This window comes from Nocardioides asiaticus (genome assembly GCF_040049175.1).
Lineage (GTDB): Bacteria > Actinomycetota > Actinomycetes > Propionibacteriales > Nocardioidaceae > Nocardioides > Nocardioides cheoyonin.
Genome location: NZ_JBDZDM010000002.1, coordinates 353092 through 364865 on the forward strand (window position 1 = coordinate 353092; position 11774 = coordinate 364865).

The 11774-nt window shown below is 72.5% G+C and carries 12 protein-coding genes; 3 read left to right on the forward strand and 9 right to left on the reverse strand.

The window, feature by feature from the left end:
* Positions 1-576 (forward strand): RipA family octameric membrane protein, encoded by a 576-nt coding sequence (locus ABLE53_RS07440; RefSeq protein WP_348858135.1) that lies wholly within the window; start codon positions 1-3, stop codon positions 574-576.
* 3 nt (positions 577-579) lie between these two features.
* Here the strand turns inward: ABLE53_RS07440 and ABLE53_RS07445 are convergent, their stop codons facing one another.
* The 4 genes from ABLE53_RS07445 to pgm are packed head-to-tail and all read right to left on the reverse strand — an operon-like array spanning position 580 to position 5228.
* Positions 580-1314, reverse strand: a complete 735-nt coding sequence (locus ABLE53_RS07445; RefSeq protein ID WP_348858136.1) for a Type 1 glutamine amidotransferase-like domain-containing protein — start codon at positions 1312-1314, stop codon at positions 580-582.
* Between the two features lie 45 nt (positions 1315-1359).
* On the reverse strand, positions 1360-2115 hold the full coding sequence (locus ABLE53_RS07450) for an ArsR/SmtB family transcription factor (protein ID WP_348858138.1): 756 nt from the start codon (positions 2113-2115) through the stop codon (positions 1360-1362).
* Between the two features lies 1 nt (position 2116).
* Positions 2117-3637: an MFS transporter gene (locus ABLE53_RS07455; RefSeq protein WP_348858139.1), complete on the reverse strand. Its 1521-nt coding sequence runs from the start codon at positions 3635-3637 to the stop codon at positions 2117-2119.
* Positions 3570-5228, reverse strand: a complete 1659-nt coding sequence (gene pgm / locus ABLE53_RS07460) for a phosphoglucomutase (alpha-D-glucose-1,6-bisphosphate-dependent) (RefSeq protein ID WP_348858140.1) — start codon at positions 5226-5228, stop codon at positions 3570-3572. The genes ABLE53_RS07455 and pgm overlap by 68 nt, the downstream gene beginning before the upstream one ends.
* A gap of 49 nt (positions 5229-5277) precedes the next feature.
* Between pgm and ABLE53_RS07465 the strand changes: the two genes are divergently transcribed.
* Complete coding sequence (locus ABLE53_RS07465) at positions 5278-6075, forward strand: crotonase/enoyl-CoA hydratase family protein (protein ID WP_348858141.1); 798 nt, start codon at positions 5278-5280, stop codon at positions 6073-6075.
* Here the strand turns inward: ABLE53_RS07465 and ABLE53_RS07470 are convergent.
* Entirely contained in the window at positions 6072-7013 is a 942-nt protein-coding gene (locus ABLE53_RS07470) for an oxidoreductase (RefSeq protein ID WP_348858142.1), read from the reverse strand. The genes ABLE53_RS07465 and ABLE53_RS07470 overlap by 4 nt on opposite strands.
* 21 nt (positions 7014-7034) lie before the next feature.
* Positions 7035-7640: a LysE/ArgO family amino acid transporter gene (locus ABLE53_RS07475; RefSeq protein ID WP_348858143.1), complete on the reverse strand. Its 606-nt coding sequence runs from the start codon at positions 7638-7640 to the stop codon at positions 7035-7037.
* 78 nt (positions 7641-7718) lie between these two features.
* Here ABLE53_RS07475 and ABLE53_RS07480 point away from each other — a divergent pair, with 78 nt between their 5' ends.
* Positions 7719-8603, forward strand: a complete 885-nt coding sequence (locus ABLE53_RS07480) for a LysR family transcriptional regulator ArgP (protein ID WP_348858144.1) — start codon at positions 7719-7721, stop codon at positions 8601-8603.
* A 12-nt stretch (positions 8604-8615) separates the two neighbouring features.
* Here the strand turns inward: ABLE53_RS07480 and ABLE53_RS07485 are convergent, their stop codons facing one another.
* The 3 genes from ABLE53_RS07485 to ABLE53_RS07495 form a co-directional block, all read right to left on the reverse strand.
* Positions 8616-8879, reverse strand: a complete 264-nt coding sequence (locus tag ABLE53_RS07485; protein WP_348858145.1) for a DUF6458 family protein — start codon at positions 8877-8879, stop codon at positions 8616-8618.
* 116 nt (positions 8880-8995) lie between these two features.
* Positions 8996-10864: an acyl-CoA dehydrogenase gene (locus ABLE53_RS07490; RefSeq protein WP_348858146.1), complete on the reverse strand. Its 1869-nt coding sequence runs from the start codon at positions 10862-10864 to the stop codon at positions 8996-8998.
* A gap of 270 nt (positions 10865-11134) precedes the next feature.
* The gene (locus tag ABLE53_RS07495; RefSeq protein WP_348858147.1) at positions 11135-11770 is read right to left on the reverse strand and encodes a DUF2461 domain-containing protein; all 636 of its coding nucleotides are present in this window, start codon (positions 11768-11770) and stop codon (positions 11135-11137) included.
* Between the last annotated feature and the right edge of the window lie 4 nt (positions 11771-11774).

Consider the following 11774-nt stretch of genomic DNA (forward strand, 5'->3'; position numbering starts at 1 on the left):
GTGAGCACCGAGGGAGGCACCGTGACGGCGAGGACGGCGACGAAGGGGATCTTGGGCAGATACGTGCGCACGGCTCCCGCGCCGGACGCCAAGCAGATCGTCGAGGGGCTCTGGGTGCTGCCGCCCGACGTGCTCTCGAGCGGTGACCGGGCGGTCCTGTTCGACCAGTACCGCCTCCAGGTCGAGCAGACCGAGCGGCTCGGCGTACGCCGGACGGTGACGAGCGCCTTCTTCCTCGTGCTCAACAGCGTGGCCATCGGCGTGGCCGGCATCCTGCTCGTCCGCCGCCCGGACCAGCCGGCCCTCCTCGCCGTCCCGCTGGTGGCGATGCTGGCGCAGTGCCTGGCGTGGTTCTGGCTCGTCCGCGCCTACCGCCAGCTCGCGACCGCGAAGTACGCCGTCCTCGGCCAGCTGGAGAAGCAGCTGCCCGCCTCTCCGGGCGTCGCCGAGTGGGCGGCACTCGGTCTCGGCCGCGACCCCGCGCGCTACCTCCCGCTGAGCAGCATCGAGAGCTGGGTGCCGGCGGTGTTCGCGCTCTGCTACGTCGCAGGCTTCGTCGCGCTCCTCGTCGTGTGAGGCTCAGCCGAGCTCGCGGACCTCGAGCGGCGTCTCGACCGCACGGCCGCCGACGCGGGTGACGCGGAACGCCCGTCCGCCCGCCCGCTCGGTGACCGCCTCGACCAGCTCGCCGTCACGCCACAGCAGCGCGGCGTGGTCGTCGGCTGCGACGCCCTCGGGGAGGCCGCCGCCCGCGACCCAGGACGTGTACGCCGCCTGCCGCCCGGGCTCGCCGAAGTAGTGCGGGCAGCACGAGCCGGGCAGCAGGCCGAGACCGTCGGTGAGCGGGGCGAGCGGCCCGAACGAGTCGGTCGAGGAAGCCTCGTACCAGCAGTTCATCCCGGCCGAGATCCCCGCCATGACCGTCCCGCCGGCGGCCGCGCGTGCGAGCAGCTCGTCGAGACCGTGCAGCCGCCAGACGGCGAGCAGGTTGGCGGTCGAGCCGCCGCCGACGTACACCACGTCCTGGTCCAGCACCCGCTCGACCTCCTCCACCGGGATCGCCCACTCCGCGTCGCGCTCGTTGTTGAACAGCGGGAGCACGGTCGCCTCGGCCCGGTCGCGGAAGGCGCGGAGGAAGCGGTCGATGTACGTCGGCGAGTCGCCGCTCGCGGTCGGCACGAAGCACACCCGGGGCCGGTCCTTCCCCGTCAGGGACAGCAGGAAGGCGTCCAGCGGGGAGGCGGCGAGATCCTCCCCGTCGGCGATCATCGAGAAGCCGCCACCCCCGAGGGTGAGGAAGGTGCCGGGAGCCATGCGGCGACCCTAGCGACCCTGAGGCCGGAGGGTGGCGGGCCAGGGTCAGCGAGCCTCCACCACGAGGCCGAAGGTGCTCTCGATCCCGGTCGCGCCCGACGGCGTGATCCGCAAGGCCCGTGGCGTCGCTCGCTGCTCGACCCAGCCGAGCTCGAAGAACCGGTCGCGCAGCCCGCGACCCACCTGGCCGGCGAGGTGGTGCCGGGTCTCGGTCCAGTCCACGCAGTAGCGCACCAGCGGCCGCCGCCCACCGGGCAGCGTGACGCCGAGGTCGTCGAGGAAGTCGCGGCCACTGCCGGTGAGCTCGTACGCCACGTCGCGGCCGTATGACGCGGGCCGGTCGCCCGCCTCCGGGTGGAACCCGCCGTCGCCGCCGAGCAGGAAGCCGCGCTCGACCATGCTCTGCATGATGCCGACGCCCAGGCGGCCGGCGAGGTGGTCGTAGCACGAGCGCGCCCGGCGCAGCTGGGCCGCGCGGGTGCTGGCCCGCAGCGACGAGATCGGCTCGGGCGGCGCGAGCTCCATCATCCGCTCGAGCACGTCGGAGACGGCGGGGCCGGTGAGTCGGTAGTGCCGGTGCTTACCGTCGGCGCGGCACGCGATCAGCCCGCCCTCGGTCAGCCGGCGAAGGTGAGCGCTGGCGGTCGGGCGGCTGACACCCGCCTCCTCGGCGAGCATGCTCGCGGACAGCTCGCGGCCCGAGGTCAGCGCGAGCAGGATCCGGCTGCGGGCCCGGTCGGCGATCAGCTCCGCGACGCTCGCGAGGTCCACGTCCCCGTTCGCTGGCCGGTTCGCTGACATGTCACTCCTCCGTGCCGGTCGGACGGCGTACGGCCGTGGCCTCGACGGTACTCACCAGGCCGCACCCGCACGCGACCGCGGCCAGGAGCAGGGCGCAAGCGAAGCCGGTCCGGTAGCCGCCGGCGTTGAGCACCGCGCCGAGCACCGCGACGCCGATCGCCCCGCCGACCTGACGCGCCGTGTTGAGCGACCCGCCGGCGAAGCCGGCGTGCGGTCCGGGTGCCGCGTCGAGCGTGACCGAGGTCATCGCCGGCATCGCGAGGGAGCAGAGCCCGACCACGCCGAGCCCGACGATCATCACCGCAGGGGAGGAGAGCAACCCGCCGACGGCGACGACGAGCGCGCCCGCGCCGGCGCAGCCGAACCCCACCAGCATCGGCCGCCGCGGCCCCACCGCCGCCGCGAGGAACCCGCTGAAGGTCGCGCCGAAGCTCACCACGACCGCCATCGGCAGCACCGCGAGTCCACCGGCGAGCACCGAGAACCCGTACGCCGACTGGAGCGACAGGGAGAGGCAGAGCAGCGCGCCGTACATCGCGAAGTTGAAGGCGAATCCGGTCGCCAGCGCCCACCGGAAGGGCGGCGAGGAGAGGAGCTCGGGCGGCACCAGCGGGTGCCGGCCGTGCCGCTCGGAGCGGGCGAAGAGCCAGCCGCCCGCGAGGCCGACGGCGAGCACACAGACCGCGGTCGTCGTGCGCCGCTCGCCGGCCTCGATGATCCCGGCGGCCAGGCCCGCCAGCGCCACGGTACCGAGGAACGTGCCGGCCGGGTGGATCCTCCTCGGGCGGGGCCGGTCTCGGGGCCCGAGCAGCGCGATCGTCCCGCCGACGAGCGCGGCGGCCGGCACGTTGACCCAGAAGATCCACGGCCAGCTCGCGGCGGTGACCAGCACGCCGCCCAGGAGCGGGCCGGACGCGAAGCCCAGCGTCGCGACGCCGCCCCAGATCCCCAGCGCCCCGGCCCGCTCCCGCGCGTCGGGGTAGAGCTCGGTGATCATCGCCAACGACGCCGGCAGCATCACCGCCGCGCCGACGCCCTGGAGCACACGGGCCGCGACCAGCGGCGCCCAGCCACCGGCCAGGGCCGCGGCCGCGGAGGCGAGCCCGAAGAGCGCGAAGCCCAGGACGCACGTACGCCGGTGGCCGTGCCGGTCCCCGAGCGCACCCGCGGTGAGCATGCAGGCGGCGAACGGCACGGCGTATCCGTCGACGACCCACTGCGCCGCCCCACCCCGCCGCCGAGGGCAGCGCGCAGCGTCGGCAGCGCGACGTTGACGATCGTCGCGTCGAGCTGCACGAGCCCGAAGGTCAGGGACAGCGCGACCAGCGCGGCGGAGCGCCGCGCGCTCCGGGTGCGGGCTCCTGTGGTCGCGAGGTCGTACGAGCTCGACATGCGGCCATCGTCCGCCGCGGATGGTTCGGCGCCGGGCGAATCGAGCCGACCGTGGACCGGGCTCAGTCCAGCGCCGCGGAGACGACCGCCCGGGCCTCCTCCTGGACCTGCGCGAGGTGGTCGGGCCCACGGAAGGACTCCGCGTAGATCTTGTAGACGTCCTCGGTGCCGCTCGGCCGGGCCGCGAACCAGGCGGACTCCGTGGTGACCTTGAGCCCGCCGATCGGGGCGCCGTTGCCGGGCGCCTCGGTGAGCTTGGCGGTGATCTCCTCGCCGGCCAGCGTCGTCGCCGTGACCGCCTGGGGGGAGAGGGTGGCGAGCCTCGCCTTCTCCTCGCGGGTGGCGGGCGCGTCGATGCGGGCGTACGCCGGGTCGCCGAACCGGTCCACGAGCTCGGCGTAGCGCCGGCTCGGGGTCTTCCCGGTCCGCGCGAGGATCTCCGAGGCGAGCAGGGCGAGGATGATGCCGTCCTTGTCGGTGGTCCACGCGGTGCCGTCGATGCGCAGGAAGCTGGCGCCGGCCGACTCCTCGCCGCCGAAGCCGAAGCTGCCGTCGATCAGCCCGGGCACGAACCACTTGAACCCGACCGGCACCTCGACGAGCGGCTTGCCGAGCGACTCCGCGACGCGGTCGATCATCGAGCTCGAGACCAGCGTCTTGCCGATCCGTGCGGTCGCCGGCCAGTCCGGCCGCGCGCCACCGAAGAGGTGGTCGATCGCGACGGCGAGGAAGTGGTTGGGGTTCATCAGCCCGGCGTCGGGCGTGACGATGCCGTGCCGGTCGGAGTCGGCGTCGTTGCCGGTCGCGATGTCGTAGTCCGCCCGCCGGTCGATGAGGCTCGCCATGGCGTACGGCGAGCTGCAGTCCATCCGGATCTTCGCGTCCCAGTCCAGCGTCATGAAGCGCCAGGTCGGGTCGACGAGCGGGTTGACGACGGTCAGGTCGAGCTTGTGCCGCTCAGCGATCTCGCCCCAGTAGGCCACGCTGGCGCCGCCGAGCGGGTCCGCGCCGATGCGTACGCCGGCCGACCGGATCGCGTCGAGGTCGACCACGTGGGGCAGGTCGTCGACGTACGTCCCGAGGAAGTCGTACGAGCCCGCCGCCGCGCGGGCGCGGGAGAACGGCACCCGCCTCACGCCCTCGAGCCCCGCGGCGATGAGCTCGTTGGCGCGGGCTGCGATGACCTTGGTGGCGTCGGAGTCGGCGGGGCCGCCGTGGGGCGGGTTGTACTTGAACCCGCCGTCGGTCGGCGGGTTGTGCGAGGGCGTCACGACGATGCCGTCGGCCAGGCCGGCGCCCCCGGCGGTCGAGCCCGTCGAGACCCGCCCGCCGTTGGCGCGCAGGATCGCGTGCGACACCGCCGGGGTGGGCGTGTAGCCGTCGCGGTCGTCGACCAGCACGGTGACGTCGTTGGCGACGAGCACCTCCAGCGCGCTCGCCCAGGCGGGCTCCGAGAGACCGTGGGTGTCCCGGCCGAGGAACAGCGGGCCGTCGTACCCCTGCTCCCGGCGGTAGTCCACGATCGCCTGCGTCGTCGCCAGGATGTGGGCCTCGTTGAACGCCGTCTTCAGCGACGAGCCGCGGTGGCCGCTCGTGCCGAACACGACCTGCTGCGCGGGATCGTCGGGATCGGGCTGGAGCGTGTAGTACGACGACACCAGGTGCGGCACGTCGACGAGGTCCTCGGGGGTGGCGGGGGTTCCTGCGCGCGGATCGGCCATGTGCCCATCATGCCCAGCGGGCCTGTGCAGTGACCTCTAGGGTGTCCCCATGGCCCTGGTCACCTGCGAGATCACCGACGGCATCGCCCAGGTCCGGCTCGACCGGCCCGCGAAGCTCAACGCCCTCACCCTCGACCTGCTCGAGGAGCTGGCGGCGACTGCGCACCGGCTGCGCGCCGACAAGACGCTGCGGGCGGTCGTGATCGCCGGCGAGGGCGACGCGTTCACTGCGGGGCTCGACTTCGCCTCCGTCGAGGGCCAGCCGAGGAGGCTGGCGCTCTCGTTCGTGCCGCGGCCGTGGCGCAGCGGCGGGACCAACCTCTTCCAGGAGGCGTGCTGGGCCTGGCGGCGGCTGCCGGTGCCGGTCATCGCCGCCGTCCACGGTCACTGCCTCGGCGGCGGGGTCCAGATCGCGCTCGCCGCGGACTTCCGCTTCGCCCACCCGGACTCGTCCTGGTCGGTGCTCGAGGGCAAGTGGGGGATCATCCCGGACATGACCGGCGTACGCACCCTGTCCGAGCTGGTCGGACTCGACGTCGCCAAGCGGCTCACCATGACGGCCGAGACGCTCTCCGGCAAGGAGGCGCACGACCTCGGCCTCGTCACCGAGCTCCACCCGGACCCGGTCACCGCGGCCACCGCGTTCGCCCAGCGGCTGGCGCAGCGCTCCCCGGACCAGCTGGCCGCCGCCAAGAGGCTCTTCAACGGCACCTGGTTCACCTCCGCCCGGCGCACCTTCTCCCGCGAGCGATTCGAGCAGCTCAAGCTCCTCCGCGCCCCCAACACGAAGATCGCCCGCCGGGCCGCGCTCAAGCGGGAGACAGCGGTCTACAGGCCGAGGTCCTAGGGGTAGGCGATCCCGGTCGTCTGCTCCGAGAGCTCCCAGAGCGCCCGGGCGGCGTCCGGGTCCCGCGCCGGCCGCGACGGGCGTACGACGCGGGGCGGCCCGGAGACCTCGAACGGTCCGCCCGGCCCGACGTACGTCCCGCCTGGCAGGTCGGCGGTCGCTGCCATGAGCACCGGCAGCGCCCCGCTCTCGGGCGACTGGGCGACGGCCGAGGAGACGGCCTGCCCGATGGTCGCCGCCCGGCCGACGCCCCAGCGCGTCAGCGGGCCGTTGGCGACCAGCCTGGTGTCGGCGTACCCGGGGTGTGCCGCCACCGCCGACACCGGCAGGCCGGCGGCGCGCAGGCGCCGGTCGAGCTCGGCGACGAAGAGCAGGTTGGCCAGCTTGGACTGGCAGTAGGCGCCCCACGCGGAGTAGCGACCGACGGCGACCGTCGGATAGCGCAACGGCGCGGTGCGGGCGAACCGGTGCATGAGGCTGGAGACGGTCACGACCCGCCCGCTGCCGCTCTCGGCGAGTGACTCGAGCAGCAGCCCGGTGAGCAGGAACGGTCCGAAGTGGTTGGTCGCCAGCTGCAGGTCGAGCCCGTCGACCGTGCGCTTCTGAGGGGTCGCCATCACGCCCGCGTTGTTGACGAGGAGGTGGAGCTGGCCGCCGAGCTCGTAGGCCGCGTCGCCGATCGCCTCGGCGCCCGCCCGCACCGACTGCAGGTCGGCGAGGTCGAGCATCACCTTGTCGGTCCGGGCGTCGGGCACCGCGTCGCGCAGCGCCTTCTCGGCCTCGTCCAGCCGCGCCCAGGAGCGGCCGGCGAGGATCACGCCGGCGCGGTGCGAGGCCAGCCCGCGGGCGACGTACCACCCGATGCCGCCCACGCTGGGGCCGGTGACCACCGCGGTGCGGCCGCCGAGGTCGGGCAGGTCCGAGATCCCCCAGGTCATGAAGACACACAGTAGAGGAGATCAGCCGAGCGCGAGCCGGGCCGCGATCACCAGCATCACCAGACCGATCGCGACGTCCAGCACCTGCCACGCCCGCGGCCGCGCGAGGAGCGGCGCGAGGAGGCGCGCGCCGAACCCCAGCCCGCTGAACCAGAGCAGACTGGCGGCCACCGCCCCGACCGCGAACCACCACCGCCCGCCCGGGCCGTGGCTGTTGGCGATCGAGCCGAGCAGCAGGACGGTGTCGAGGTAGACGTGCGGGTTGAGCCACGTGAGCGCCGAGGCCTTCGCGACGACCCGTGCCCGGGACTCGGCCGGGGAGCCGCCGGCGGCCGACAGCGCGCCGGGCCGGGCTGCCCGGCGCAGCGACCCGACGGCGTACCACACCAGGAAGGCGGCGCCGAGCCACCTGACGGCGGTGAGCAGCCAGTGCGCGTGGTCGACGACCGCGCCGATCCCGCTGACCCCGGCGAGGATGAGGACGACGTCGGCCGCCGCGCACACGGCGACGACCGCCCCCACGTGGGAGCGCAGCAACCCCTGTCGCAGCACATAGGCGTTCTGCGCGCCGATGGCGACGATGAGGGACAGGCCGGTGAGCAGGCCCGCGAGTCCGGCGTGGGTCACGCGTCGACGCTAGGCGGTCGGTCTGGTGAAGACCAGCGAAGGTTTCTTCAGGATGTGAAGCAGTGCTTCACTAGGGACGTGCAGTTCGACCCCGACCAGCTCGAGACGCTGGTGACGATCACCGAGGAGGGCACGTTCGAGGCGGCCGCCCGGCGGCTCCACGTCACGCCGAGCGCGGTGAGCCAGCGCGTGCGGGCGCTGGAGCGGGCCGCCGGCCAGGTGCTCGTACGCCGGACCACGCCGTGCTCGGCCACCCCCGCGGGCGAGCCGCTGGTGCGGCTCGGTCGCCAGCTGCGGCTGCTTCTCTCCGAGGCGGCCGCGGATCTCTCCACCGGTGAGGTCGTCGACCTCACCGTCGCCGTCAACGCCGACTCCCTCGCGACCTGGTTCCGGTCGGTCGTCGGCGAGGTCGCGGAGTGGCACGCGACGGCGCTGCGACTCGCGATCGAGGACGAGGCGTACTCCCACGACCTGCTGCGCCGCGGCGAGGTGCTCGCCGCGGTCACCAGCGAGCCGCGCCCGGTGCAGGGCTGCGTCGTCGAGATGCTCGGCGCGCTGCGCTACACGCCGGCGGCCAGCCCGGCTTTGCTCGAGCGGCACCGCCGCGGTCGCGGGGTCGACTGGTCGGCGATGCCGGTGGTCGTGTTCAACGAGAAGGACTACGCCCAGGACCGCGTGCTCGCTGCCCACGGCTCGTCCCGGCCCCCGGTGGTCCACCGGGTGCCGGGTACCGCCGACTTCCACGAGGCCGTGCGCCGTGGCCTCGGCTGGGGCATGCTGCTCGACCCGCAGCTCGAGCCCGACCTCGACTCGGGCGCCGTCGTACGCCTCCCGGGGAGCCGGCACATCGACGTACCCCTCTACTGGCAGCGCTGGCGGCTGGACTCACCCACGCTGGCCCGGCTCACCGAGGCCGTACGCCGGGCGGCTGCCACGGGGCTGAGGCGTCCGCGGGACGAGTGACCCTGCGGTCCATCAGTCCCGGTCCTCGTAGGTCGTCTGGCGTCGCCCGGTGGGCTCGCCGTAGTCGCGGCGCTCCTCCACGTGGGTCGTGGTCACCCGGTTGCGCTGGTGGTTGACGATGAGCCCCAAGAGGATCGCCAATGCACCGACGCCGACGAGGATCCAGCCGAGTGTGTCGCTCGCGATGTTGGCGTCCCAGCTGTCGGGCAGGTCGACCGCGCCCGTGACGAGCACAAGTCCGAGGACGAGCAGAATGATGCCGACTCCGATGACCATGGGGGCCTCCTTCCGGCCGTCCCCAGGTATCCGGCACGTCGCCGCCCGAAACCTGCCGGACGACGACCGCGGCCCGCCCGGCGTGAGCCGGACGGGCCGCGGTGGAGTGGGTCAGGTCAGAACGCAGACTCCGGGAGGTCCATGATCGAGTTGTCGACCGCCTCGGCGATCGCGCGCTCGGCGGAGACCTTGGGCAGGTTGTAGGCCGCGAAGAACTGCGCAGCGGCGACCTTGCCCTCGTAGAAGTCCTTGTCCTGAGGGAGGGTCACCGTCCCGAGCTTCTCGAGCGCGACCTCCGCGCCGCGCAGCAGGAGCCAGGCGCAGACCACGTCGCCGATGACCATGAGGAGGCGGCTGGTGTTCTGGGCGACCTTGTAGACGTTGCGGATGTCGCCCGAGCTTGGGTCGGAGGCCATCAGGTCGTTGAACATGTGGCCCACGATCGCGTTGGCGTCCTCGAGCGCGGTGGCGAGCAGCTCGCGGCTCTCCTTGAGTCGGCCGTTGCCACCCTCGTTCTCGAGGAAGGTCTTGATCTCGCCGGCGAGGTGGCCGAGCGCCTGGCCCTGGTTCTTGACGATCTTGCGGAAGAAGAAGTCCTGGCCCTGGATCGCCGTGGTGCCCTCGTAGAGGGTGTCGATCTTGGCGTCGCGGACGTACTGCTCGATGGGGTAGTCCTGCAGGAAGCCGGAGCCGCCGAAGGTCTGCAGCGACTCGGTGCCGAGGATCGTCCACGAGCGCTCCGAGCCGTAGCCCTTCACGATCGGCAGCAGCAGGTCGTTGACCGCCTCGGCCAGCTGGTCCTCCCGGCCCTCAGCCTCGGCGAGCTGGACCTGGTCCTGCCAGGACGCGGTGTAGAGGACCAGCGACCGCATCGCCTCGGCGAACGACTTCTGCACGAGCAGCGAGCGGCGTACGTCGGGGTGGTGGGTGATCGTGACGCGCGGGGCCGTCTTCGCGGGGTTGGTGAGGTCGGCGCCCTGGACGCGCTGCTTGGCGTACTCAAGGGCGTTGAGGTAGCCGCTCGAGAGCGTCGCGATCGCCTTGGTGCCGACCATCATGCGGGCGTTCTCGATGACCTGGAACATCTGCGCGATGCCGTCGTGGACCTCGCCGAGCAGCCAGCCCTTCGCAGGCTCCCCGCCACCGACCTGCGGGTCGCCGAAGGTGAGCTCACAGGTGTTGGAGACCTTGATGCCCATCTTGTGCTCGACGTTGGTGACGTAGACGCCGTTGCGCTCGCCGGTGAGCTCACCGGTCTCGAGATCGAAGTGGTACTTCGGGACGAGGAAGAGCGAGAGCCCCTTGGTGCCCGGGCCGCCCGCGCCCTCGACGCCCTCGGGGCGGGCGAGGACGAGGTGCATGATGTTCTCCTGCAGGTCGGACTCCGCAGAAGTGATGAAGCGCTTGACGCCCGAGATGTTCCAGGTGCCGTCCTCGTTGAGCGTGGCCTTCGTGCGGCCCGAGCCGACGTCGGAGCCCGCGTCGGGCTCGGTCAGCACCATCGTGGCGCCCCAGAGCCGCTCGACCATGATCTCGGCGATCCGCTTGTCGCGGTCGGTGCCGTTGCGGTGGACGACGGAGGAGAAGAACGGGCCGGCGCCGTACATCCAGATCGGCGCGTTGGCGCCGAGCACGAGCTCGGCGGTGGACCACACCAGCGAGGACGGGGCGGCCGTGCCGCCGACCTCGGCGGGGGCCTGCAGGCTCCAGAAGCCGGAGTCCATCCACGTGTCGTAGCTCTTCTTGAACGCTGCGGGGACCGGCGCGGTGTTCGTCGTGGGATCGAAGACCGGCGGGTTGCGGTCGCTGTCCTCGAACGAAGCGGCGAGGTCCTCGCGCGCGACCCGGTCGACTTCGGCGAGGATCTCTCGCGCCGTGTCGGCATCGAGCTCTGCGAACGGGCCGGCGCCGAGGATCTTGTCGCGGCCGAGGACCTCGAAGAGGTTGAACTCGATGTCGCGCAGATTGCTCTTGTAGTGGCTCACTGCTCCACCTTCTGTGTCGGTTCGGGAGGCTGGTCAGCGCGTGAAGCACCCCATGAGCCGCTACTGACCAGTAACTTCAATCATAAGGAGGCCACTTGAGGGTCGCAAGGCACCCCCCGGCCAGGATCGTTCGGCTCCCGATATGCCTGAGGTTCGGTACGCCCGCCCGGCACTTCCGCACAACTGTGGGAACTTGCGGCGTTCCGGCCCTCCTTGGCCTGGCATTTTCCCGCACACGTGCGAAAGTGCCGGGCGGGCTGACGCCGCGGCTCAGGCCCCGGCGGTGTGCTCGGTGATCCACTCCACCAGCGGGCGTACGGCGCGCCAGTCCCGGCGGACCTCGTCGAGCAGGGCCGCGGTGTGGATGACCGGCTCGAAGCCGAGCGAGCGGCCGGCGGCGAGTGACTTGTGGCGGAGCAGCTCGATGCGGTGGTGGTCCTTGTCGTAGCCACGGGGTGCGGTCTTGAGCCGCTCGCCGGTGACGTCGTACCCCTTCTTCTCCAGCACGGCGAGCCGCTTCTCGAGCTCGGCCCCGTAGGTGTCGTGGACGACGGCGTCGCGGTACGCCGAAAGGCGGGGTGACTCGAACCAGTAGCAGCCGCCGCCCGTGCGGACCCCGCGCGGCGACACCTCGACGTAGTAGCCGGTGTGGTCGGCGACGCGGACGAACGCGCCCTGGTGGGTCTTGTAGGGCGTCTTGTCCTTCGCGAACCGGACGTCGCGGTAGGGCCGGAAGATCTTGGCGCTCCCGAACTCCTCCTCCAGCGCGGCGGTCAGCGCCTTCATCGGCGCGAGCACGGCCTCGTCGTACAGGTGCTTGTGGGCCTGCCAGAACGACCTGGTGTTGTCGACCTCGAGGTCGTCGTAGAAGTCCAGTGCGGCGACGGGAAAGCCTTCGAAACCCACGCGG

Bases quoted from the DNA above. Each gene is read 5' to 3' on its own strand.
- ABLE53_RS07470 (WP_348858142.1), bottom strand. From the start codon at position 7,013: ATGACCTGGGGGATCTCGGACCTGCCCGACCTCGGCGGCCGCACCGCG.
- ABLE53_RS07465 (WP_348858141.1), top strand. From the start codon at position 5,278: ATGGCCCTGGTCACCTGCGAGATCACCGACGGCATCGCCCAGGTCCGG.
- ABLE53_RS07445 (WP_348858136.1), bottom strand. From the start codon at position 1,314: ATGGCTCCCGGCACCTTCCTCACCCTCGGGGGTGGCGGCTTCTCGATG.
- ABLE53_RS07450 (WP_348858138.1), bottom strand. From the start codon at position 2,115: ATGTCAGCGAACCGGCCAGCGAACGGGGACGTGGACCTCGCGAGCGTC.
- ABLE53_RS07485 (WP_348858145.1), bottom strand. From the start codon at position 8,879: ATGGTCATCGGAGTCGGCATCATTCTGCTCGTCCTCGGACTTGTGCTC.
- pgm (WP_348858140.1), bottom strand. From the start codon at position 5,228: ATGGCCGATCCGCGCGCAGGAACCCCCGCCACCCCCGAGGACCTCGTC.